Here is a 26,624-nt window from a genome sequence, read left to right as displayed (position 1 = left end):
AACCACACAAATTATAGTCTGACAATTAAGGGAAAACTGAGGTAAAGTAGTATTACCTACTAAACAAAAGATAGATGTATATATTTGTCCTTTACACCTCTATACAGACAGCGGCAACACTCCAAACTTTTTTAGATGGCTTTAAGGCTAATATCCATACTGGTATATGAATGTGTGAGTGCACCGACTGAAATAAAATCTACCCCGGTTTCGGCATATTCTCTAACCGTATTCAGGTTAATGCCTCCGGAAGTTTCGGTTTCATATTGGCGGTTGACCAACTCAACAGCCCGATAGGTTGCAGGTACATCAAAATTATCAAACATGATGCGGTCAATTTGTCCGGTTTCCAGTACCAATTCGAGTTCTTTCAAATTTCGCACCTCTATTTCTACTTTGAGCATTAAGCCTGTTTGAGAGAGATACTGACGCGTTTGGCGGATGGCATTGACAATTCCTCCGCAATAGTCGTGATGATTGTCTTTAATCATAATCATATCATACAACCCAAACCTATGGTTGTAGCCTCCGCCAATGCGCACAGCCCATTTTTCGATATACCTGAAACCGGGTGTTGTTTTCCGGGTATCTAAAATTCGTGCCGAAGTATCAGCAATTTCCTGAACATAGCGGTTTGTCAATGTTGCAATTCCGCTCATCCTTTGCATACAATTTAGCAGCAGGCGTTCTGCTTTAAGGATGGATTGTTTGTTGCCTGCTATCACCAAGCCTATATCACCGGGTTTTACACAATCTCCATCTTTTAAAAATTCTTCAACTTCCAATCCTTCATCCACCTCTTTACAAATCAGTTTGGCCATTTCTATTCCGGCAATCACCCCGGTTTCCTTGACCAATAAACGTGCCTTGCCGGTAGCATGTGCCGGAATACAAGCCAGAGTAGTATGGTCACCACTGCCGATGTCTTCGGCTAAGGCATTGCGAATAAATGCGGTTAAATCCATATTGCTGTGAATATATCGTGGGTTTAGTAATGGTGAGGAATTGTTTTACTTCGAAAATTCAATCTGGATTCTGGTTGCAAACCGATTGAAGGGTTGCAAAAATTGGCCGGTATTTAGATAAATTCTTCTTCCTTCCTGTTCAACCAGGACAAAGCCGATTTGTAAAGGATTGTGTTTTTGATATTGGGTTCAAGGTTCATGCTGTCGAGTAAAGCACCTGTATTCAGTTCGCCCAACGGGAAGGGATAGTCCGAGCCAAGGGCAACTTTTTCTGCGCCAAAGAGGTCAATATTATGTTGAAGCATGGTAGCATCAAAAACAAGAGTATCTACCCAAAACTGTCCGAGATATTTGGTGGGAGGGTACGGATTATCAATAGCAACCAGGTCAGGTCGGGCATTAAAGCCGTGCATGATTCGGCCGAGAGTGCCGGCAAATGCTCCACCTCCATGTGAAAACAAGACCCGTAAATTGGGCAACCTTTCAAACACCCCGCCAAATATCATAGAACAAATAGCGCGGGAGGTTTCGGCGGGCATACCTACTAACCATGGCAGCCAATATCGCTGCATATCTTTACTGCCCATCATGTCCCAGGGATGTACAAAAACAGAGGCGTTTAACCGTTCACATGCTTCAAAAAAAGGCATTAGCTCGGCAGCACTCAAATTCCATTCGTTGATGTGAGAACCAATCTGAACACCTGCCATATTCAGGTCTTTCATACATCTTTCCAGTTCCTGTATGGCTAAATCAGGGTCTTGCATGGGTAAGGTGGCCAACCCGACAAATCGCTTGGGATATTTGGCGACTACCTCGGCAATATGGTCGTTTAAAAAACGGGCGACTTCAAGAGTATCGGCGGGTTTTGCCCAATAATTAAACATAACCGGAATGGTACAGATTACCTGCATATCAATACGGTTGCGTTCCATATCTGCAAAACGCCGGTCTGCACTCCAGCAATTTTCTTCAATTTCCCTGAAAAACTTGTTGCCAATCATCATTTTGGCATATCCCTGACGGTGATGTTCCAAATGGATAAAGCCATCATAACCAAACTTTTCGGTAAAACGAGGCAGTTTATCGGGTAAAAGGTGAGAATGTATATCAATCCGTAGCACGATAAAGCTTAAAGTTGATGAATAAATACAGGGAAGAATGGGTATTTGCACCAATCAGGTTACCCGAATTAAAATATCCTTATATCTTGAGATGTGCGCAAAGATAGTAAGTAAATGGCAGTTTATCAGTTCCAACGTCTGGTAATTCCGGTTCAAAGAAAGATAAAAACATAAATTGTGCAGATCTCCTTCCCTTTCAAATTAGTAAATTCAGGTTTGGTAAGTTTTAAAAAATGCTCTTTTATCTGTCAGTATAAAATAGTCACTCCACGATTGCTATGATTTAAATTTTAGTTTTGGATTGTTCGGATAATTTTTTTCATAAAGTTTTGATTTTGATGGAACCTTTTCAGCCTTCAAATAGGTTTAAAAAAGTACTCGGCAATACATAGTACCATGCTAAGAAAAATTTTTTTTAAAAAGATGCAACTATTTAAAACTAATTTGCGTTATCTTTGCAGTACAGTACCTTGCAAAACATAGTACCTTAAATCTTTAAAGCAATGATATGAACTTAAATGCCGAAAACAGCAAAACGCAAATGCGCAGAGGAATTTTGGAGTTTTGTGTACTTTCAATCATAGCGAGAGGCGAGATGTATCCTTCTGATATTATCGAAGAGATGAAACACGCCAACTTGTTGGTCATGGAAGGCACCTTATATCCTCTGCTTACCCGGCTCAAAAATGCCGGCTTACTGACCTACCGGTGGGAAGAATCAAAAACAGGTCCACCGCGCAAGTATTATGCCCTGACCGATGAGGGCAGTCAATTCAAAGAAGAATTGCAACAAACCTGGATAGAATTAGTCAACGCAGTTAACTCCCTCCATTCAACAACCACACAAACCACCCAATCACATGAATAAGACTATTAGCATCAATTTAGGCGGCTGGTTTTTCCACATTGAGGAAGAAGCCTATAACCGGTTACATCATTATTTAAGCTCTCTTGGCAAACATTTTTCAGGAGAAGAAGGCGCGCGGGAAATAGTAGAAGATATCGAAGCGCGGATTGCCGAGATGTTTCAGGAAGCGTTAAACAAACACAAGCGACAGGTCGTTTTGCCCGGCGATGTAGAAACCATGATTGCCATTATGGGACATCCGGAAGAATTTGACCATCCCCACACTCATGAATCACATGCTGACCTCAACAACAGCAACGAACAAAGCAACCAATCACCGCAGAATCAGGCCAATCCTAACACACAGTCCGGTAGCGAGGATAAAAGTTACAGAAGACTGTACCGCAACCCCGACGATCAGGTTTTAGGGGGCGTATGTTCCGGCATTAGTGCCTATTTCGGCATCAGCGACCCTATTTGGATAAGATTAGCCTTTGTTGCTGCATTTTTCTTGTTTGGCTGGGGTGTGTTGCTCTACATCATCCTTTGGGCTATTGTGCCCGAAGCATCTACTGCTGCACAAAAACTTGCAATGAAAGGAGAACCTATCAATGTTCATAATCTTGAAAAGACTTTTCGGGAAGGCTTTCATTCGCTTAAAGACCAAATAGAAGATTTTAGCAAAAGCGAAGGCGGTAAAAACACGCGGTTTTTTTTTGAGCAATTGACAAGCAAATTGCGTCAATTTTTACCTAAGGCAATTTGGATTACCCTCAAAGTTGTAAAAATCGGAGTGATAATAGGGGGAGTAATTCTATTGTTCTCTTTGGTTGTGGCCTTGTTGGGCATCATTGTCGGGCTATTTGCTTCTGCAAAGTTTTTGCTCACCTTTATATTTAGCAATGCTTTGCTTGTTATTCTTGGCATCATCAGTTTGTTAATGTTGTTTGCCATTCCTATCCTTGGCATAACTTATTGGTTTACCCGAAAAGCCTTTAAAATAAACACCGAAACAGGCCGGTGGAAAGCCGGTGCTATTTCTTTTTGGGTATTCTGCTTTTTTGTGTTGTTAACCGTTTCGGCAAAAACCTATAACGATGCTTTTTCACAAAGAGCTATGTTGCAAGAAGAAATAGCGATAGCCCAACCCATCGGGAACACCATCTATATTTCAGCCTTACCGGATACATATCTGGAAGAAGTGCGACAGAACAATAAAAACAATGCTCAGATATTACTGCCCATCGGAAACTGGGGAAAAACGACATTTGACTATGAAAACAATGCCCTGTTTTTTGAATCGGTCAAATTGGATGTTGTAGAAAGTGAAGATGACCAGTTTCGGTTGATAAAATCACTTTCAGCTTTCAGCGGCACTCAGCAAACTGCCGAAAACCTTGCGCAGCATATTGAATATGTTTTTGACCAGGAAGACTCAATCCTGCACATGAACCCCTATTATTCTGCCCCTGCAGGTGATAAATGGCGAAATCAACAAATCCATCTCACCCTTAAAGTCCCAAAAGGCAAATCGGTTTTCTTTAATCCTGGCTCTGAACAGGTGATTTACGATGTTAAAAATGTAAGCAATACGCTCGATTCTGAAATGATCGGCAAACGCTGGGATATGCTCGAAGGCGGACTGACCAATGTCAATGCAGGCGTTGAAAAATTGGGTATTGAAAATGAAGAGGATTCAAATCTTTTGGATGAAAACGAAGATATTGACAGTGAAGCGGCTTTGGAAGAGGAAACATCAGATCCCACTTCAGTTAACGAACAGGGAATTGAAGAAACTACCAACACCGGAGAGCCCAAAATAGTAGGCAATCAGAAACTGTACGATATCACCGACTTTGAAGAACTCGAAATTTCGGGAATGTTTAAAGTTAATGTTCAGCAGGGTTCAAAATACAAAGTTGCCTTTTCGGGTGATGAAGCAAGTCTTGCCAATCTAAACCTCATCAAAAGCGGGAACACCCTTTCCATATCCACGCGTCAGAAAAAATGGTGGAACTGGCTAAATCAAAACAATCAGGAAACTCTTGAAGTAACCATTGTTGCACCAGAAATCACCGAAATTGAGTTGAACGGTGCTTGTAAGGCTACGATTACCGGATTTAAAAACAAAGACGAATTTAACATCATTATCAGCGGAGTTTCAGAAGCTGTAACTGATATAAATACGGGTACACTAAATGCAGAAGTAAGCGGAGCATCTTCTCTGACACTTAGCGGAAAAGCTAAAAATGCAGAGATAACTGTCAGCGGCTCTTCAGGGTTAAAAGCCTTTAACTTTGCAGTCAAAGAAATGGTTGCCGAAGTTTCGGGTGTAAGCCAAGCCGAAGTCAATGTTTCTGATAAATTGACAGCAGAAGCATCCGGAGCGAGCGGTATCTTGTATAAAGGCAATACAACCAATGTACAATCAGAAACCTCCGGAGCATCTTCGGTAAAGGCTAAAGAGTAAATTTATTAAACGAATTGGCTAATATTCACGCAAACGCCGGACGTGTTGAACCACGTACCGGCGTTTTTTGTCCCTGATTGTTGGTTGTACAGGTTATTGTCAGACTTCTCGTTACCTGATTAGGGTAATGTTTCCTTTTAAAGTTTCTGTTTCACCGTTCATAAAGGTGATATTCGCGTAATACACATACACCCCAAGTTCCTGATCAGTATCTCTGAATTTTCCATCCCAACCTGCGTCTAATTCGCCTATTGCTGCAAAAACTTCCTGCCCCCAACGGTTATAGATAAACAGTTCGATGGTTTCAATATTTTGACCGGTAACCCTGAACAAATCGTTAACCCCGTCTCCGTTTGGAGAAAATGCGTTGGGGATTACCACTATATTTCCGGCAGGCAAAATCAATACCTGAACAGATGCACTTGCCGAACAGCCATATTCATCAATAACCGAAGCGGTAAAATTGGTGGTTTGTGTCAGAATGACTTCCGGTGCCGTACAGTCCGTACAGGTCATCACATCGGAACCGGAGGTTGTCCAGCTATAAGTCAAGGTTGTTCCCAAAATTGAAGAGCCTGAAGCATCAAGAAGAACCGTTCCTCCGGAAGCCGTGGCTGTGGGGTCTGCAGTTACGGAAATGCTGACTAAATCTGTTAAAAGTTCGACCAATATACGCTCACTGACACAGGAGGGGTCTAAAATATTTACTGCTTCGGCATAAAAAACTCCTGCTGAGCTTGGAGTAAAGGTAACCCCCGTACCGATTAGATTACCGCCTGCCGGAGCATCATACCAGTTGACTAAAGTTCCGGGTTCCGTACTAACTACAAAAGGAGTGGTGTTTACCTCCCCTTCGCAAATTATTGCATTCACTGACTCACCGACCGGAGGAAGGGGTGGTGTGCAGGTAGTACAATCAATAGCAGTCAGGATAAAGCTATCTGTTCCTGTACATCCGTTGGCATCTGTTACGGTAACTGTATAAATCCCTGAAGCAGTTGCATCCAATGTTTGAGCCGCGCTGCCATCATTCCACGCATAAAGGTTAAAACCGGCCCCTGCATCTAAGGTGCTAATTTCGCCAATACAAATATTGGCAATGCCCGTAATGTCCGGCAAAGGATTGGTATTTACCGTTACACTGACATTTGACTCTCCGGTACAGCCTCCTGCATCTGTTACCGTTACGATATAAGTTCCCGAGGCTGTTACGCTGATCGTCTGACCTGTTCCGCCATTGCTCCATGAATAAGTGGCATAACCGGTGCCTGCATCCAATGTTGTGGTTTCACCCGTACAAATATCCAAATCTCCGGCAATGACCGGGTTTAGCGATGAACCGACATTCAACACAAAGCTATCTGTTCCCGTGCATCCATTGGCATCGGTTACGGTTACGCTGTATGTGCCTGCGGTGGATGCAACCAGCGTTTGTCCGGTGCTGCCATCATTCCAGAGGTAAGCGGTTAAACCCGAACCTGCGTCTAATGTGCTTGTCTGACCAATACAGATGCTTGCTGTGCCGGTGATATTGACGACTGGATTGGCGTTGACCATTACTGCAAAACTGTCCGTTCCGGTGCAACCGGCAGCATTGGTAACGGTTACCTGATAGCTTCCTGTTGAGGTGATGCTTAGGGTTTGACCGGTGCTGCCATCACTCCAGTTGTAAGTGGTAAATCCTGTACCGGCATCCAGCACAGAGGTTTCCCCGTTGCAGATATCTGTTGTTCCGGTGATAGTGGGTGCCGGATTAGTATTGACCGTTACTGCGGTATTCGCCTCTCCTGTACATCCTCCTGCATCGGTTACCGTTACAATATAAATTCCCGATGCAGTTACGCTGATGGATTGACCGTTGCCGCCATTGCTCCATGAATAAGTGGCATAGCCTGAACCGACATCTAATGTAGTGGTTTCACCGGCACAGATATCCAAATCACCGTCAATGACCGGGGTTAGCGATGAACCGACATTCAACATAAAATTATCTGTTCCTGAACAGCCATTGGCATCGGTTACTGTTACACTATAAGTCCCTGCGGTGGAAGCAGTCAGGGTTTGTCCGGTGCTTCCGTCATTCCACAGATAAGACGTATAACCTGTACCGACATCTAAAATACTTGTCTGACCAATACAAATGCTCGCTGTGCCTGTGATATTGGCTACGGGATTTGCGTTGGCCGTTACACTGACGTTGGCCTCACCTGTACAGCCTCCTGCATCGGTTACTGTTACAAAATAAATTCCCGATGCAGTAGTGCTGATCGTCTGACCTGTTCCGCCATTGCTCCATGTATAAGTGGCATAGCCTGCTCCGGCATCTAAAGTAGTGGTTTCACCTGTACATATATCCAAATCACCGGCAATGACCGGGGTTAGCGATGAACCGACATTCAACACAAAACTATCTGTGCCCGTGCATCCATTGGCATCGGTTACGGTTACGCTGTATGTGCCTGCGGTGGATGCAACCAGCGTTTGTCCGTTGCTGCCATCATTCCAGAGGTAAGCGGTTAAACCCGAACCTGCGTCTAATGTGCTTGTCTGACCAATACAGATGCTCGCTGTGCCGGTGATATTGACGACTGGATTGGCGTTGACCATTACTGCAAAACTGTCCGTTCCGGTGCAACCGGCAGCATTGGTAACGGTTACCTGATAGCTTCCTGTTGTGGTGATGCTTAGGGTTTGACCGATGTTGCCATCACTCCAGCTATAATTTGTAAATCCTGAACCGGCATCCAGCACAGAGGTTTCCCCGTTGCAGATATCTGTTGTTCCGGTGATAGTAGGAGCCGGATTAGTATTGACCGTTACGGCGGTATTCGCCTCTCCCGTACATCCACCTGCATCGGTTACCGTTACAATATATATTCCCGAAGCAGTTACACTGATGGTCTGACCGTTGCCGCCATTGCTCCATGTATAAGTGGCATAGCCTGCTCCGGCATCTAAAGTAGTGGTTTCACCCGTACAAATATCCAAATCTCCGGCAATGACCGGGGTTAGCGATGAACCGACATTCAATACAAAATTATCAGTGCCTGAACAGCCAATGGCATCGGTTACTGTTACACTATAAGTCCCTGCGGTGGAAGCAGTCAGGGTTTGTCCGGTGCTTCCGTCATTCCATAGATAAGCCGTATAACCTGTACCGGCATCTAAAGTACTTGTCTGACCAATACAAATGCTCGCTGTGCCGGTGATATTGGCAAGGGGGTTTGCGTTGACCGTTACACTGACATTGGCTTCACCTGTACAACCTCCTGCATCAGTTACTGTTACGAAATAAATCCCCGATGCAGTTGCGCTGATCGTCTGACCCGTTCCGCCATTGCTCCATGAATAAGTGGCATAACCGTTGCCTGCATCCAAAGTAGTGGTTTCACCCGTACAAATATCCAAATCTCCGGCAATGACCGGAGTTAGCGATGAACCGACATTCAACACAAAACTATCTGTGCCTGTACATCCGTTGGCATCGGTTACTGTTACGCTGTATGTGCCTGCGGTGGATGCAACCAGCGTTTGTCCGGTGCTGCCATCATTCCAGAGGTAAGCGGTTAAACCCGAACCTGCGTCTAATGTGCTTGTCTGACCAATACAGATGCTCGCTGTGCCGGTGATATTGACGACAGGATTGGCGTTGACCGTTACTGCAAAACTGTCAGTTCCGGTGCAACCGGCAGCATTGGTAACGGTTACCTGATAGCTTCCTGTTGTGGTGATGCTTAGGGTTTGACCGGTGCTGCCATCACTCCAGTTGTAAGTGGTAAATCCTGTACCGGCATCCAGCACAGAGGTTTCCCCGTTGCAGATATCTGTTGTTCCAGTGATAGTAGGAGCCGGATTAGTATTGACCATTACGGCGGTATTCGCCTCTCCCGTACATCCGCCTGCATCGGTTACCGTTACAATATATATTCCCGAAGCAGTTACACTGATGGTCTGACCGTTGCTGCCATTGCTCCATGTATAAGTGGCATAGCCTGCTCCGGCATCTAAAGTAGTGGTTTCACCGACACAGATATCCAAATCTCCGGCAATGACCGGGGTTAGCGATGAACCGACATTCAATACAAAATTATCAGTGCCTGAACAGCCAATGGCATCGGTTACTGTTACACTATAAGTCCCTGCGGTGGAAGCAGTCAGGGTTTGTCCGGTGCTTCCGTCATTCCATAGATAAGCCGTATAACCTGTACCGGCATCTAAAGTACTTGTCTGACCAATACAAATGCTCGCTGTGCCGGTGATATTGGCAAGGGGGTTTGCGTTGACCGTTACACTGACATTGGCTTCACCTGTACAACCTCCTGCATCGGTTACTGTTACAAAATAAATCCCCGATGCAGTTGCGCTGATCGTCTGACCCGTTCCGCCGCTGCTCCATGAATAAGTGGCATAACCGGCGCCTGCATCCAATGTTGTGGTTTCACCTGCACATATATCCAAATCACCGGCAATGACCGGGGTTAGCGATGAACCGACATTCAACACAAAGCTATCTGTGCCCGTGCATCCATTGGCATTGGTTACGGTTACGCTGTAAGTGCCTGTGGTGGATGCAATCAACGTTTGTCCGTTGCTGCCATCATTCCATAGATACCCTGTAAAACCCGAACCTGCGTCTAATGTGCTTGTCTGACCAATACATATGCTTGCTGTGCCGGTGATATTGGCAACAGGATTGGCATTGACCGTTACTGCAAAACTGTCCGTTCCGGTGCAACCGGCAGCATTGGTAACGGTTACCTGATAGCTTCCAGTTGTTGTGATGCTGAGGGTTTGACCGGTGCTGCCGTCACTCCAGCTATAAGTGGTAAATCCTGTACCGGAATCCAGCACAGAGGTTTCCCCGTTGCAGATATCTGTTGTTCCGGTGATAGTGGGTGCCGGATTAGTATTGACCGTTACGGCGGTATTCGCCTCTCCTGTACAACCTCCTGCATCGGTTACCGTTACAATATAAATTCCCGAAGCAGTTATACTGATGGTCTGACCGGAGCCGCCATTGCTCCATGAATAAGTGGCATAGCCTGCTCCGGCATCTAAAGTAGTGGTTTCACCGGCACAAATATCCAAATCACCGGCAATGACCGGGGTTAGCGATGAACCGACATTCAATACAAAATTATCAGTGCCTGAACAGCCGTTGGCATCTGTTACTGTTACACTATAAGTCCCTGCGGTGGAAGCTGTCAGGGTTTGTCCGGTGCTGCCGTCATTCCATAAATAGCCCGTAAAACCCGAACCAGCGTCTAACGTGCTGTTTTGACCGCTACAGATATTGGCAACTCCGGTAATACTGACTACCGGATTGGGGTTTACGGCAACTGTTGCATCAGTTTCACCGGTACAACCACTTGAATCGGTAACAGTAACGGAATAGTTTCCAGACATACTGACACTGATAGTTTGTGTTAATCCGCCATTGTTCCAGCTATAAGAAGCATACCCGGTGCCGGCATCCAAGACCGTGGTTTCACCAACACAAAGGTTCAAATTCCCAACGATATTGGGATTAAGAGAGGTACTTTCTGTAACATTAATCTGGTTTGATCCGGTACACCCATTGGCATTGGTTACCGTAACGCTGTATATACCTGCAGATGTTACTGCAAGTGTTTGGGTAGTGCTGCCAGTATTCCACAAATATTGGGTAAATCCGCTTCCCGCATTGAGCGTACTGCTGCTGCCGGTACAGAAGGTGGATGAACCGGAAATATTGACAATCGGATTGGGTAAAATGGAAATGGAAATAGCGGCAGTATTGGAACAACCGGCACCATCGGCTACCGTAACTGTATAAGTGCCGGCAGTGGTTGCCGTGATTGTTTGACCGGTGCTGCCGGTACTCCACAAATATTGGGCAAAGCCGCTTCCGGCATCCAGCAGACTGCTGCCACCCGGACAAAATGCGGTATTTCCGTTAATGGTTACCGATGGGGAAGCCGTTACATTTACTATCTGTGCAGCGGTGGAAGTACAGCCATTCGCATCGGTAACCGTAACAGTATAAGTAGTCGTAACTGGCGGGCTTACATTGATAGATGCATTGACCGACCCATTCGACCAAAGATAGGTGGTAAAACCCGATGTGCTTAGTATGGTACTGCTGCCTGCACAAATATTTGTATTTCCTCCGATGACCGGAGGCGAAGGGTTGTTAACGCTCACAGTAACCGCACTTGAGCCTGAACAACCGTTAATATCCGTAACGGTTACACTATACACACCACCGGTGGATGCGGTAGCGGTTTGAGATGTACTGCTGTTGCTCCATAAATAACTGCTGAACCCGGACCCTGCATTCAGAACGGTGTTTCCTCCAAAACAAAAAGACAGGGTCCCGGTAATGACCGGAGCTGTTCCTGTATTGACATTGACTACAAAAACATCTGAATCAGTACAACCATTTGCATCGGTAACGGTAACCGCATAGCTTCCGGCTGTATTAGTGGTAATGCTCTGTCCGAAGGTGCCCGTTGACCATTCGTATTGTAAAAATCCCGGAGTAGCGTTGAGGGTGGAGGAAGCTCCTATGCAGATGTTTCCGTTTCCGGTGATACTGACATTGGGATTGGTATTAACAACGACCGTTTCTGAATCTGTACCGGAACATCCGTTGACATCGGTAACAGTAACACTGTATGTTCCGGAAGTATTTACTGTAATGCTCGAACCTGTTGCCCCATTTGACCACATGTAGCTGTTAAAACCAGTTCCGGCATCAAGCGTGCTTGTTTCTCCCGGGCATAATGAAGTGTTGCCGGTAATCACCGGACTTAAAGAGGCGCTTTCTGTTACGGTGGTTTGTGCCGTTGCAGTACAGCCATTGGCATTTGTTACTGTTACAGTATAGGTGCCGGGGATAGAAATTGTGATACTTTGAGTGGTTGCGCTGTTCGACCATTGATAAAGGGTAAATCCCATACCGGCACTAAGCGTGGTATTCCCTCCAGTACAAAAAGTAGTCGAGCCGCTGATGGCCGTATTCGGCAGGGTATTGACCGCTACAGTTGCTGTTCCGACAGCCGTACAGCCGTTGCTGTTAGAAACAGTAACGGTATAAGTAGTACCGGTAGCCGGACTTACAGAAACACTTTGCGAAGTTTCTCCGGTTGACCATAAATAAGAACTATAAGCACCTGCATTTAAAGTCGTACTACTTCCAAGACAAATGGGTAGTACGGGAATAGTGAACGGTGCAAGATTATTGACTGTAACTGTAACCGAATTGCTTGCTGAACAATTGTTGTTATCAGTAACTGTTATAGTATAAGTAGTTGTGGATGCCGGGCTGACATTGATGCTCTGTGTAGAGGCTCCCGTTGACCATGCGTAAGTATTGTATCCAACACCGGCATCGAGTAATGCCGGATTTCCTCCGGCACAGGTAGTCGCAGCCGGAATAGAAGGAGGTGTTATGCTGTTGACAGTTACCGTAGTATTGGCAGTTGCCGTACATCCACCTGTAGCGGTTACCGTTACCGTATAGGTAGTTGTTCCTGCCGGACTGACATTAATGGTTTGTGTTGTTTGACCGGAAGACCACAAATATGCGGTAAATCCTGCTCCTGCATTCAGAGTTACCGGATTTCCACCTGCACACAAAGAAGCAGGCGGGATGGATGGGGGAGTTATATTGTTGACCGTTACCGTTGTACTTGCTGTTGCTGTACAGCCTCCGGCTCCGGTTACAGTTACAGAATAGGAAGTGGTAGCTGAAGGGCTGACATTGATACTTTGAGAAGTTGCACCGTTTGACCATACATATCCGGAATAACCGGAACCTGCATTGATTGAAGCCGGATTACCGGCACAAACGGAAACAGGAGTTAGTACCGGCGGTGAAATGGAATTAACTGTAACCGTTACGCTTCCCGAGTTTGTACAGCCATTTGCCCCAGTAACATTAACCGTATAGGTGGTGGTGGTCGCCGGACTTACATTGATAGTTTGAGAAGTAGCACCGGTTGACCAGCTATAACCGCTGTATGTTCCGGCATTCAGTGTTACAGGAAGCGCTCCTGCACAAGTACTCGCCGGAGGAATACTTGGTGGCAGAATGGTGTTAATGGTAACGGTTACGTTACCGATGGCAGTACAACCGGTTGCATTGGTAACAGTGACAGTGTAAGTGGTATTGGCAACCGGGCTGACACTGATGGTTTGAGTAGTAGCACCGGTTGTCCATATATAAGAAGTGTAAGCACCCGGATTCAGGGTGACTGCGTTGCCTCCTGCACAGGTACTTGCCGGAGGCATATTGGGCGGGATGATGCTGTTTACTGTAACGTTGGCACTTGCTGTGGCGGTACAGCCCGAAATATTTGTAACCGTAACGCTGTAAGTTCCACCTGCTGTAACGTTGATAGCGGCAGTATTTGCACCAGTTGACCAGACATAGGTGCCTCCACCTGCAGCAGTCAGTGTGGTACTACCTCCCGTGCAAAAACTCAGGTTGCCGCTAATGCTTGGAGTTGGAGGCGGGTTAGGAGAAATGGTAACTGTGGCCACGTCACAGCATCCTGCTGCATTGCAAATCTGATAGCTGAAATTCGTAGTTCCACTGAAACCCGGAGCAGGGTTAAAGGTAATCGTACCTGCTGCAAGATTTATAGCGCTGACTGTCCCTGCGCTATAAGGAGGTGCAGCATAAATATTCAATGAAGTTATAGCGCCTCCGGTAGGAGAATCATTGCCTAATACATTAATGGTTTGAGCAGTTGCACCTGCACAAAGCGAAACGTTATCGTTGACTGCCGTTGGAGGTGTGCCTGATGTAACCGGTCGCACCGATATGTCATCAATTGCCAAATCATAGCCCGTTGCCCCAAAGTTTTGGTTGGTTATACACAGCGTAGTGTTGCCACCGGCACCACTGTTAAACTGTATTCCGTAAAATTGCCATTGTTCGTTTTCCGGCAAAGAAGGGCTGTTTCCTAACAAACTGCCACCTACTGTAAATCCAAAAACAGGCAATGGCTGACCACTGCCTGTTGGCAGGATATTGGCAAAGAATGCCCCGAAGCAATAATTGGTAGAAGGGGTGAGATTTACGGTCTGACACCAAATTTGATTATTAGGCGCAACATTACCGGATGGGAAATCTACAATCATCATATTGCCGCTTCCGGAGGTATGATCATCCAATAAACTGGTCCAATCGCTATTACAGATATTGGCATTGTTTTGCACCGAAAAGTCATATTGGCATAGAATAGGCGCACTTGTAGAACTATTGACACAAACAATACCCGGACAGGGGCTGTAGTCATAACTGCTCGTAAAAGTTGCAAAAGGAGCGCCCGGATTAAAGGTTTCAAAATCACCATTGACCACAAGGTTGGCGCCAAAACAACCCTCCGATGAGTTACAAGTGCCCGGTGGAGCACAAACTACGTTGGGTGTAAAAGTAATACTGCCGCAGGCATTGGTAATGGTAAATGTAGGGAAGGTGCCGGCAGTGATGGGATTGCTGGTAAAAATGTTCCCTGCAAGTGTTCCCGGCGAACCGGTAACGTTGATAGGTGCTGTGCCTGCAAGCGTGAGGGTAATGGTATAATTCGTGCCTGCTGCGTTGCACACTTGTTGTGAGTTGGAAACAGACGGCGCAGTGCCGGGGGTATTGGCAATGGTAACGGATGCAGTTTGACTACATCCCGCACCGGCTGTTACCGTTACGGTATAGGTGCCGTTTGCAAGGTTAGTGGCAGTTACTGCAGTTTGCCCGTTCGACCAGGCTATTGTAGGGGCGACCGGTGGGTTGTTAATGGTCAGTGTTGCCGACCCGTTGTTGCCACAGGTTCCGTTTGTAGGAGCAACACTGATGGTCATTGGGCAGCAAGGTGCAACTGTTACCGTTACCTGATCGGTTGCCTGTGTGCAGCCCGCATCATCAACAGCGGTAAGGGTATAGGTAGTGGTAACGGTAGGGCAAACATTTGGGGTGAGGGTGTTGCTACCGGTCATATTCGTAGTAGGAGACCAGGTAACAATGGCGGGTTCACTGATTTCGGGGTCATCAAAACTGATGTTCCACCCATTTAGGAAACCCAATGGTAAGGTGCCGCTCGAGAGGTTGAAGGTGCCGGTAAAATTTAGAGTCCATACCCCGTTGGCATCACATCCGCTAAGGGCTGTAAGTGGCTGAACAGGTTGCCAGTTGCCGGTATAAGGTGCGCTACCCGAAGAAATAGGAGCTGTAGCAGTCAGGGTAAAACAGGCATTGGACAGATTCGTGCCTGTGATATTACCCGGATTTGCCAGAACAATAGTATTTCCTGAAGGGCAGGTTAGCGTAACTCCAAACTGATTGAGGTTACCGGCGATCATATTTGCACTGGATATACAAACACTGGTAAGCTGTCCGTTTTGGATAGTAACCGTATTCAGGTCTGTAATATTGATGTTCATCGAAATAGTTCCTGTAAAAATCGCCGGGCAGGTTTGGAAAAAAGCAACCGTTGAACCATTGGGACAAGTACATCCGCCAAAATTTAAACAAGGGAGTAGTAGCGCTGCCAAATCGGCTGCTGAGGGTAGTCCTGTCAATGCAGCAATTTCACCGTTGGAGTAAGTTGGTGTTTTTGCAGGCGACATAATGACCCGGGTATTGCTGCCATCTAAGGTAACACATTGACCGGGGCAAATGCTCTGATTAGGACCGGCATCTGCCACAATAACCGGATCAGTAACATTTACAGTAACTGAAGAAGTACAAGTGGTTGTACCGTTTGTCATCACAGCCGTATAGGTGGTAGTAGTCTGGGGGCAGACTTGTGTCGGATTTTCTCCGCCACTGTTACCCGCTCCGTAAGAATATCCATCGTGAGTCCAGGTAATATTATAAGTTGGGTCATTAAAGTAAATCTCTACATTGTCAATTCCCCAGTGATCGAAGTTTTGACCAGAGTCATTGTCCTGAAACCATCTGATTTGAGTAGCAGCGGTAATTGCACCGGGAGGCAAGGCAAAACACCAGTTGTTCCAGTTGGTCAAAGAAGGGTCATACCCTCCGTTTGGATCAAAGTAATATATATCAATCCAGGTTGCTCCGTTATTGGTCGAATATTGAAGGGCAACTCCTTCATCGGGTTCGTCAGGCCCTTCACAGGGAGCTGTTGCCTCATCTCCGGTTTGTTCGGCAAACAATAGGTCGAAACAAATAGTTACCCCGGCTGTTGCTGCTAAAAAGTTGTAGTTCACCGTTCGCAGGGTTCGGGGAACACCCGAGTTATTTCCCATCCAAAGGTGTGGGGTACCGTCAACTCCCCCCGGACTACAGGGGTTGTTAAACATGGCTTGGTTGGTAAATGCCCATCCTGTTGGCTGACCGCTGTTAAAATTTTCAGCAAAAACAATCTGCCCCTGTCCCTGTCCGAACGCATATAGGCTGACGCATTGTCCACAGACCAATTGGTCTATATAGGCTGATGTTGTGAGGGTACATTGGGCTTTTATTCCTGTGCAAACACAAAAAAATAAAATGACCGCCGGAAGGCTCGTGTAGAGTTTCACCATAGTAGTTGATTGTAGTGATTAATTGCTGGTGTTAAATTGGCAGGTAAATATAGGTGTTTGCTTTTAAAGCTATTGTCTTATTTAAGTAAAAAGACAAGCCAAAAACTATGTTTATGTCATTTTATTTTCTTTTTTTTAATATTAAGCTGCCTTATGTACCGAATCAGGTAAGTTGAAAAACAAACTCGGTTTCATAACAAGAAAAAAGTGGTGCTTTTTAAATCAAATTCCTTTATCCTTTACCCGATAATTTCGGGTCTGAAAACATAAAATGTACCTACTAAATGTTTGGATTTTTCCCGCCCACACTTACATTTGCAACCATAGTTTTGACAAAAACCACCGGCAGCCAACATTTTGTAAGTTTTCATATTAAAATTGATCTAATTGCCAGAATCTGTACGCTCTCTTTCTGTCCTTGAATCAACCGATGCTACCCGGCTTGCAATTGCCATCACATTATTGGCGGCTGTTTTGTATTTGCCTTTTTTAGGTGCAGTTTCGCTGTTTGACTGGGATGAGGTGAATTTTGCAGAATCGGCCCGTGAAATGTTGGTAAGCGGAAATTACGGACGGGTACAAATCGGTTTTAAACCCTTTTGGGAAAAACCCCCTTTGTTTTTTTGGATGCAGGCACTTGCCATGAAAATGTTCGGCATCAATGAGTTTGCTGCAAGACTGCCGAATGCCCTGTTCGGTATCTTAACGCTGTTTACCCTTTTTTATATTGGCAAACAAAAAGCCGGAAATTCTTTTGGTGTTTTATGGGCGCTTCTGTTTGGAGGCAGCATTTTACCAATGCTCTATTTTAAGTCGGGTATTATAGATCCGGTGTTTAATTATTTTATTTTCATAAGCCTGTTTTTTCTTTCAAAAGCTCATGAGGATATAACGGCAACAGATTCTGATTCTCGTAAACAAGCCGGACAAGAGGTCAAATTTTATGCCATGGCCGGAGTTGGTGCAGGACTTGCCGTACTCACTAAAGGCCCCGTCGGTTTATTGCTGATATTATTAACTGCATTCAGCTATTATCTCCTTCAGTGGTGGAAAAAGACTGCTCCGGTTCAGTTAAAAGCAATCCCTGTTCTCCTGTTCCTGCTATGCACCTGTTTGGTGGCTTCTTTGTGGTTTGGTGTGGAAGTGGTAAAACACGGACCCTCACTCTTAAAAGAGTTTGTTACGTATCAGGTGCGTTTATTTTCAACATCCGATGCCGGACATGCTCAACCACTATACTATCATTGGGTGGTTGTTTTTTTGGGTTGTTTTCCTTTGTCTGTTTTTGCCCTACCGGCTTTTTTCAGACACCGGTCCGGAAATTCCTCTTTTGCTCTGTTAATGAAGTGTTTGTTTTTTGTGGTGATGATTTTATTCACCATCGTCAAAACCAAAATCGTCCATTATTCTTCGATGGCTTATCTGCCCCTGTCTTTTTTGGCAGTCCAATGTTTACATCAATGGCTGTCTGAAGGACAACCAATTCCTAGGTTTGTGAAAGGCCTGTTTACCGGTTTAGGTTTGCTATGGGCAACCTTGCTGATTGCACTTCCTTTTTTTGCCGGAAACATCCATCTATTGCTGCCCTATATCAAAGACCCATTTGCGGCAGCCTGTTTTCAGACCACTGTCGAATGGCATAGTTGGGGGCAGATAATCGGGGTAGCTATAGCCTTTTTGGTATTGACGGTGTCTTTCACTATGAGTAAACACAAATATTGGTCAATATTCCTGATGCTGGTTACTTTCCCTTTGCTGTTGGGATTGTATTTTGCTGTAGTTGCACCAAAAATAGAACTATACACTCAAGCACCCGCCATCAGATTTTACAAGGAAATGGCAGGCAAACCGGTCTATGTCGAGCCGATAGGTTTTAAAAGTTACGCGCACTTGTTTTACTTTGGTCTGATGCCCGGACATCGCCCTGAGCAGTATTCAGATGAATGGTTGCTGACCGGCGAAATTGACCGTCCGGCTTACTTAATCACCAAAATCAACCGCACCAAATTAGTAACCGAAAAATCTCCCGATTCCCGACTGCTGAAAACAGAAGGAGGCTTTGTCTTTTTCGAAAAGCTACCTAAGAAAGTGAAAAGTGAAAAGTGAAAAGTGAAAAGTGAAAAGTGGGAAGTGAAAAGTGGGAAGTGGGAAGTGAAAAGTGAAAATTTTGACTTAGTTCTTAAAACTTACACCACTAACAATTATCCATTGCCCATTGCCCATTGTCCATTGCCCATTAACAATTATCCATTGCCCATTGCCCATTGCCCATTGTCCATTGCCCATTAACAATTATCCATTGCCCATTACCCATTGTCCATTGCCCTTTGTCCATCAAATTCATTACAATCCCAGCAGAAATCCGATGGTAAAATTGGCATCCCAGTCAAACACAAACTGCTTACAGTTGGTGCCGTCGGCAATAGCTTTGTAGATGTTGATGCCCGCTTTCTGTTTTTCACCGTCAATCTTGTAGGCATCGGGGGCTTTTAATACGGTAAAACGCTCTTTCCCGTTTCGGGTTTGTTTGGCCAACTCGAACGGAATTCCACCAATAATAAAGCAGGTCTCTCTGAGGTTTTGTGGTACTTGTTTCGCTTTGGCAACGGCATCCTGATAAACCTTTGCTGCATCCGTATTATTTTGGTAGTACTTAGAACCATGAGTTTCCAATGCTCCTACCTGACCGTTTTGAATCCAGGATATTTTAGTATTTCCCGACCCCATATCCACCACAAATGCTCTTTGGTCGAAAGCACGGGGTAAAGTCGCTTTTAAGGCTAATTTACCTTCTTCTTCCGGAGTAACGGTATTGACCACATATCCCAGTACTTTCAGAGCTTTGGTAATCTTTTGCGTACTCTCCGCTTTTTGAGCACCGGAACTGACCACAAAGTGAATGTCTTTGCCGCCTACTCCAAAAGCCAGCATGTCGCCGATGTATTTTTTCAAACCGCTTCGGATATCTTCGTCAGTTGCCATGTTTTCCATCACCAAACTGTTTCCAAATTCCGACTTCTCGAGTTTCCAGTTTTTAAGGTTATCAATTCGGATGATAAACGAATTGAAACCGGTTGCACCCAATTCTACCACGCCTTTCAATTTTCCGTTAACCGGCGGGGTGGGGGTATAGTTGAAAGATGCAGATGCTCCGCCACTGTTAGTGTTTTGAGTGCTATTCGGAACCGCATTCGTATTTTGTGTCGAATTGCTATTTGTCGAGGTTGTAGTGGTTGTTTGGGAAATTGTTCCTTGTTGGTCGTTACGCTGTTGCATGATATAGCGAAGTCCGAAAAAAGCTACGGCAACAATCACTGCTGTGATCAAAAACTTGGAAAAAGTGGTTAAGCGAGCCATAATCTTGATATATATTTGAAATGGTAAAATAGAGACACTTATTATAAGACCCTGCAAATGTAAAACACTTTTTACAACCAACCGAGTCAATTCATTTCCGGAGTTTTGTCATTTGACCAATCCGGAAGCCGGACTAAATGGGGTTAGAAGTAGCTTTGAAGTTAAAACAAAGTTGCGGTGGGTTGATTCTATCTAAAAGTTGTATATTCATGCCGCCAAATAAACACCTCATTCACCTATTCTTTAGAAACCAAACGTGGCGCTGATACACCAACAAAATGAACAGGGGTTATACAACCTCATTCTACCCGATATTGAACTATGGCCGATTTTTCTGCTCAGTAAAGACCGCACACCGTTTATTGAGGAACTGATCAGCAATAGTATGGCGCATATCCGCGAACTGTTGGACGATAGCCCCCATAAGTTACACGAAGAAATTGCCCGCGCCTTATATCTGGAACGCATCAGAATGAAAACCGAGCATTGGCGGGTGGATCCACCCGATGAAAAGCGGTTTTGGCAAAAGGTCAATGAAGCCATCGTGCAAAGTTCAACACAAAGAGGCTTTACCCCGGGACAACCGACTGACAAGGACACCCAACTCTTCCATCAGATTGTTACCCGGTATGCCAACGAAATACCCGGTATCTTCAGCCCGAATACCTACCGGTTTGCCAGCCGAGTCGTAACCTTTGGTTTTGCAAGACTGCTCAACACTGCCTCCGGCATGTTTTTTAAAAGCGAGTTTCGACTCGGCGACCGCATCAAAATTACCGGAAATATTGAAAAAATCAGAGAGCTTGCCCTCAAGGGAACGGTCATCATTACCCCCACTCATTCCAGCAATATCGATTCGTTAGTTTTAGGTTGGGCGATTGATGCGCTTGGACTTCCGCCCTTTCTGTATGGTGCGGGGCTGAACCTGTTTAACAGCAAAATATTCGGTTTCTTTATGAATCGGCTCGGTGCCTATAAGGTGGACCGGCGCAAAAAAAACCTCTTTTACTTAGAAACGCTCAAAATGTATTCTCGCATGGTATTGGAGCGTGGCTGCCACAGCCTTTTTTTTCCCGGAGGAACCCGCTCGCGAAATGGTGCCTTAGAAACCCATCTTAAACTCGGACTGTTAGGCTCGGCAGTCGAAGCGCAACGCCTCAACTTTATGCGGGGCAGTACCGTAACGATGGGGTTTGACACCGCTAACGCCAAAAAAATTTTTATCGTCCCTTTAGTACTCAACTACCATTTTGTGCTGGAAGCTGCTTCATTGATTGAGCAATACCTCAAACAAAGCGGAAAAGAAAAATACTATATTGACCGTGAAGAATTTCCGGATACCCGACTGTTGACCACTTTTCTCTGGAAATTTTTTGCTGCCAAATCGGAAGTTATCCTGTCTTTTGCCGAACCGATGGATGTGTTTGGCCATCATGTTGACGATCATGGCAATAGTCTTGACCAACACGGACAACCCATTGACATCAGCAGATATTTCGTGAGCAGGGGTAAAATTGGCAAAGACCGGCAAAGGGACGAGGAATATACCCGCCTGCTCGGCACAAAAATTGCCCAAAGTTTTAAAACCTCGAATACCGTACTGTCGAGCGATTTAATAGCTTTTACCGCTTTTCAAATTTTGCTCCGCAAACACAGCCGCCGTTTAGACCTGTATGGGGTACTACGGCTTCCCGAAGAAGACCGCATCATTCCCTATACCCAGTTTGCCAAAGTCGCCGAGCGGCTTCGGGATCACCTTAAACATTTGGCCGAACAAGGGAAAATACAACTTGCGAGCCACATGTTTGGAGATATCAACCGGCTCATCAAACATGGTCTTATTCATCTCGGCGTTTACCACTCCCTGCAACCGCTTACCTCAGACCCCGAAGGCAACATTACCAGTCAGGATATGAACCTGCTCTACTTTTACCATAACCGTCTCACAGGTTATGATCTCGAGCGCATCATATAGCCTGTTTCACTTTCTTTGTCCTCATAATTTATGTCTATGATTTCTGTCAGCGAAGCAATCGCCCTCGTTTTAGCATATTCGCCAAAACTCCCGCCTCAAACCAAAACCCTGTTGGATTCGCTGGGTTGTGTTACTGCTGACAACATCTTTGCCCAAACAGATATACCCCCTTTTGATCAGTCGGCCATGGATGGCTATGCTTTTCGCTTCGAGGACTGGAACTCTCAACATCCACTTAAAATAGCCGGCGAAATACCGGCCGGACAAATAGCGTCAAACATATTACCGCCAAATTTTGCCATGCGGATTTTTACCGGAGCTGCCGTACCCCCCGGAGCCGATACGGTTGTGATGCAGGAAAAAGCAGAACTTCAAAACAACGGACAGAAAGCGTTGATCATCAGAGACCTTGAGTTAAAAAAAGGTGCAAACATCAGACCTTCCGGCTCCCAAATCAGGCAGGGTGATTTAGCCCTCCCCCAAGGAAGCTTAATCACCGCCGGTGCCATCGGTTATTTGGCCATGTTGGGCATTTCAAACCTATCGGTGTATCCCCGTCCCAGAATTACCCTGATGATTACCGGCAACGAACTGACTTCACCGGGAGAAGTGCTTCCTCCTGGTAAAGTCTTTGAATGCAACTCTTTTAGCCTGACTGCTGCACTCCGCTCCATCCATATTCAACCGGTAGCGGTTTGTTTTGCACCGGATGATAAGCAACAGATCTCTTCGCAAGTCCAAACTACCGCCCCTAATTCTGACTTGATTATTCTGACAGGAGGGGTATCGGTCGGCAACTACGATTTTGTTCCCGAAGCGCTGACTTCCTGCGGCACGAAAACCCTGTTTCACAAAGTAAAACAAAAGCCGGGTAAACCTATGTATGCCGGGGTTTTGAACAATACTTTGATTTTCGGTTTACCCGGAAATCCGGCTGCTGTGCTGACCGGATTTTACCGCTACATTCTTCCTGCTATCAAAAGCATGATGAATCTGCCGCTTCCGCAATCCACCTCAATTTACCATTTGGCTGACAATTATCCCAAAAAAACCGGGCTTTCTTTTTTGCTCAAAGGGAAAATCATCAGTCGCGACGAAGTGATGCCCCTCCCCAACCAATTGTCCTATCTGATGGACAGTTTTGCCGAAGCCGATTGCCTGATCGAACTGGAGGAAAACAAAGCAGACTATCAAAAAGGGGATGAAGTAACCGTGTTCCCTTTTGTTTAACCATACACCTGTCAGAAGGAGGTTGTTTTTTTTGGCTAATCCAAAACGCCAACCTACATCAGCCTTAAAAAAGCACCGGCAGATATTATTCATACAGCGCAGTGCAATAAGAGGCGGGCTTTTAACTGACCTAAGATGCAATGCTTTTTTTACCGCAAAGAGCACATACTAAGACACAGAGTTTCACAGATTTTTTTGAACACCCCCCTTTTATTTAGCTTGATTTAATTCCCGCCTCGGACGGGTTAGAGATGGGTTCTTTTAGATAGTGAAGTGGTAAAAAATATCATTACAAGTAACCCTACTAAATATTGCAACAAAACAATATTTCACGTCTCATATAGGGTTGACTTTAACTCAATGCAAAGGTACATAGCATTATTGCAGGGGTACTTCAAGTTAATGCAAAGGTACATTAAGCCAATGCAGGGGTGCTTCAAACTAATGCAGAGGTGAATGATGCCATTGCAGGGGTATATTGAGTTATTGCAGAGGTACTTCAGGTTATTGCAGAGGTGCATTAAGCCAATGCAGGGGTACTACAAGTTATTGCAAGGGTGCATTAAGCCAATGCAGGGGTACTTCAGGTTAATGCAGAGGTGCAATCAACCATTGCAGAGGGACAACATAGTTTTGCAAAGGCCAAATAAGGTTTGTTTTTGGTAGGTTGATTCCAAAAAACGGATAAAACCGTATTGTAATTGGCAGTCGGTAAGAAATCTAACACTTAGCAGTTCTTGAAATGCACTGAATTAACCGGTTTAATTGTCCTTATAGTTGTTATTGGCAATTTCTAAAAGGAGACTATAAACAAAATCGGCAGGAGAGCGGTAGTCCAGATTTCGGAGAGAAACCTGGAAATGAGGAAACTGCTGTTTGGAGTTTTTGCTGACTTGATGGATATAGCGTTTCAGGGCAGTTTTGTCGAAGCTGTCAGTGGGGGAGTCGTAGTAGTCTATGGGGAAATCTAATGATTTAAAAAAGTCGGCATTCAAAATCCTTGTGCCTAAATGAAGGAGGGATTTGATATTGTCGGGCATGCCATAATGAAACATACAGTAATGAATGATGTATTCCAGTACGCCATGGGCAAGGGTGAGCTGATTGCGGCGTTTAAACTCTTTGACATCCTGAAGCAGCTCGTTGATAATGTCCGAAATTTGTGCGGGAGTAGCAAAAGAGGTGATGCCGAAAGTGGTTTGTGTGCGGTATAACTGCCGGTAAAATCTATCGGCAGGCAGGGTAAGCAGTTTTTCAAACTCGGCCATCATTTTGGCGTTTTTCCCCACCACCTGTTCTTGCCCGTTGTCGTTGAAATATAAAATATGGATGCGTTCAACAGATTCCATGACTGTTCCCTGTGGCACAAGCAGGTAGTCAATCTTATAAGCCAGATTGAGCAGCAGGTAGGAAATACCTCTAGAAAAAATATTGGGATCTAATCGCCGGACTTCGAGCAAGGTGTTTTGTATCCATTGCCGGAAGAACTTAAATTTTTCCGTTTTTTCCTGGTCAGGCATCGGATGGATATGTTCGTGCCCAAAGGCTTTCAGGGTGGTAAACTCGTTTAATAGCACATCATCCTGCCTGTCGGCATTGACGGCCATTTCTTTCAGGGCAAAATACAGTTTTTGCGGCGAGCCATCCAGAGCGCCGGTGTTAAATTTCAGGTAAATGATATCATCATGCAGCGCATACCGGCAATAACGCAGGTTATAGTTGATTTCCATGAGTTTGCGCATCAGGGCAACAGGAAGAGAAGTTGCTTGTGCCAGTATGGTTTCAGCCTGAACAGACTGAGGAGTGGCAGTTCCGGTGATTCGTTTTGAGCCTTGCAGCAGGTCGAACTTTATAAGGCCGTTTTTTTCATCAAAATGCACATTGTCTTCCTGTTCATCCCTCAAATAGCTCAAAAATTCGCGGATAGCCTCCAGATAACTGCCGTTTTCAAAAAGTTTGGTAGCATTGTCAAGACTTTGGTGTTGCTTTTCGGATTTATAGGAATCGCTGTACCTTCCGAATTTAATATCCGGCTCTTTTATCTGTGGCAGTAACCGGCTGAATAGTGTATCAAACAGGCTCATCGGCAATTTTTGAAAGCGCTTCAAGGGTATGTTGCAGCATAAGGTCGGTAAAATCGAGATGGGTTACAAATCTGATTTGGGATGGACCGAACTGAATGCCTTTTACATTATGAGCCGCCAATTTAGTTAAAAATTGCGGAACAGTAATACTTGATGATAATTCAAAAATAACGATGTTGGTATATGCAGTCAAAACCTTAGTTACAAAGGGGTGTTTTTGCAGCGCTGTCTCGAGAATTTTCGCCCGTTGATGGTCTTCCCGAAGGCGGTCAACATGGTATTCAAGTGCATAGAGGCCGGCTGCTGCCAGAATTCCAGCCTGTCTCATACCACCCCCCATCACCTTGCGCACCCGTCTTGCAGCTTTGATAAAACTATGGTTTCCCAACAAAACAGATCCAACCGGTGCACCTAAACCTTTGGACAAACAAACGGAAATGCTGTCAAACAATCCGGTCAACTGTTGGGCATGGGCATCGAGGGCAACGAGGGCGTTAAAAATTCTTGCTCCGTCTAAATGTAAAGCGAGGTGGTGTTGCCGGCAGGTTTGGCTGATGGATTGCATCTGTTCAATTGTGTAAAGGCTGCCACCGGCTTTGTTACAGGTGTTTTCAATGACAACTAATGAGGTTTGAGGAAGCCAGTCGAATGGGGGATTTACGGATGCGGTGATCTGTTCAGGAGAGATTCGCCCCTCTGAGCCTTGCAACAATTTAATCCCAACCCCCGAATGATAGGCATACCCGCCTGTTTCGTATTGGTAAATATGAGAATCCTGATGACAAACCACCTCATCCAACGGGCGGGTATGTACTTTGATGGCAATTTGGTTGGCCATAGTTCCCGAAGGGCAAAACAAACCGGCTTCCATGCCAAACAAGTGGGCGGTTTGTTGTTCGAGCGCTATAACAGTGGGGTCTTCTCCAAACACATCATCTCCCACTTCTGCCTGCATCATGGCTTGCAACATACCGGCGGTAGGCCGGGTAACGGTATCAGAGCGGAGGTCTGTTATCATAATCGCTTTTTTAAGTGAAAAG

Annotated in this window: 11 protein-coding genes; 5 read left to right on the top strand and 6 right to left on the bottom strand. The window is 45.3% G+C overall.

Annotated features, from left to right (window positions below):
• Positions 1 to 131 precede the first annotated feature (131 nt).
• On the bottom strand, positions 132 to 965 hold the full coding sequence (nadC, locus tag IPM47_21550; protein QQS29377.1) for a carboxylating nicotinate-nucleotide diphosphorylase: 834 nt from the start codon (positions 963 to 965) through the stop codon (positions 132 to 134).
• A gap of 113 nt (positions 966 to 1,078) precedes the next feature.
• On the bottom strand, positions 1,079 to 2,074 hold the full coding sequence (locus tag IPM47_21545; protein QQS31551.1) for an amidohydrolase: 996 nt from the start codon (positions 2,072 to 2,074) through the stop codon (positions 1,079 to 1,081).
• 523 nt (positions 2,075 to 2,597) lie between these two features.
• Between IPM47_21545 and IPM47_21540 the strand changes: the two genes are divergently transcribed.
• Together IPM47_21540 and IPM47_21535 are read left to right on the top strand one after the other, a co-directional pair.
• Positions 2,598 to 2,957, top strand: a complete 360-nt coding sequence (locus IPM47_21540; protein ID QQS29376.1) for a PadR family transcriptional regulator — start codon at positions 2,598 to 2,600, stop codon at positions 2,955 to 2,957.
• Positions 2,950 to 5,406: a DUF2807 domain-containing protein gene (locus tag IPM47_21535; protein QQS29375.1), complete on the top strand. Its 2,457-nt coding sequence runs from the start codon at positions 2,950 to 2,952 to the stop codon at positions 5,404 to 5,406. Before IPM47_21540 ends, IPM47_21535 begins: the two co-directional genes overlap by 8 nt.
• 111 nt (positions 5,407 to 5,517) lie before the next feature.
• On the opposite strand, the gene IPM47_21530 is transcribed toward IPM47_21535, so the two are convergent.
• Complete coding sequence (locus IPM47_21530; GenBank protein ID QQS29374.1) at positions 5,518 to 16,938, bottom strand: gliding motility-associated C-terminal domain-containing protein; 11,421 nt, start codon at positions 16,936 to 16,938, stop codon at positions 5,518 to 5,520.
• Between the two features lie 387 nt (positions 16,939 to 17,325).
• Here IPM47_21530 and IPM47_21525 point away from each other — a divergent pair, with 387 nt between their 5' ends.
• On the top strand, positions 17,326 to 19,044 hold the full coding sequence (locus IPM47_21525; protein ID QQS29373.1) for a glycosyltransferase family 39 protein: 1,719 nt from the start codon (positions 17,326 to 17,328) through the stop codon (positions 19,042 to 19,044).
• Positions 19,045 to 19,281: 237 nt separating this feature from the next.
• On the opposite strand, the gene IPM47_21520 is transcribed toward IPM47_21525, so the two are convergent.
• Positions 19,282 to 20,295: a hypothetical protein gene (locus tag IPM47_21520; protein QQS29372.1), complete on the bottom strand. Its 1,014-nt coding sequence runs from the start codon at positions 20,293 to 20,295 to the stop codon at positions 19,282 to 19,284.
• Positions 20,296 to 20,551: 256 nt separating this feature from the next.
• Here IPM47_21520 and IPM47_21515 point away from each other — a divergent pair, with 256 nt between their 5' ends.
• Together IPM47_21515 and IPM47_21510 are read left to right on the top strand one after the other, a co-directional pair.
• Positions 20,552 to 22,270, top strand: coding sequence for a 1-acyl-sn-glycerol-3-phosphate acyltransferase (locus tag IPM47_21515; GenBank protein ID QQS29371.1), 1,719 nt, complete (start codon positions 20,552 to 20,554; stop codon positions 22,268 to 22,270).
• Positions 22,271 to 22,300: 30 nt separating this feature from the next.
• Positions 22,301 to 23,500, top strand: a complete 1,200-nt coding sequence (locus IPM47_21510; protein ID QQS29370.1) for a molybdopterin molybdotransferase MoeA — start codon at positions 22,301 to 22,303, stop codon at positions 23,498 to 23,500.
• Positions 23,501 to 24,261: 761 nt separating this feature from the next.
• Here IPM47_21510 and IPM47_21505 read toward each other — a convergent pair.
• Together IPM47_21505 and IPM47_21500 are read right to left on the bottom strand one after the other, a co-directional pair.
• Positions 24,262 to 25,584 (bottom strand): hypothetical protein, encoded by a 1,323-nt coding sequence (locus tag IPM47_21505; protein ID QQS29369.1) that lies wholly within the window; start codon positions 25,582 to 25,584, stop codon positions 24,262 to 24,264.
• A complete protein-coding gene (locus tag IPM47_21500) occupies positions 25,571 to 26,602 on the bottom strand; it encodes an aminotransferase class I/II-fold pyridoxal phosphate-dependent enzyme (protein ID QQS29368.1) in 1,032 nt (343 codons plus the stop codon). The genes IPM47_21505 and IPM47_21500 overlap by 14 nt, the downstream gene beginning before the upstream one ends.
• Positions 26,603 to 26,624: the final 22 nt, after the last annotated feature.

The sequence above is a fragment of the Sphingobacteriales bacterium genome (assembly GCA_016700115.1).
Lineage (GTDB): Bacteria > Bacteroidota > Bacteroidia > Chitinophagales > UBA2359 > UBA2359.
This window is presented reverse-complemented; position numbering and strand designations above follow the sequence as displayed.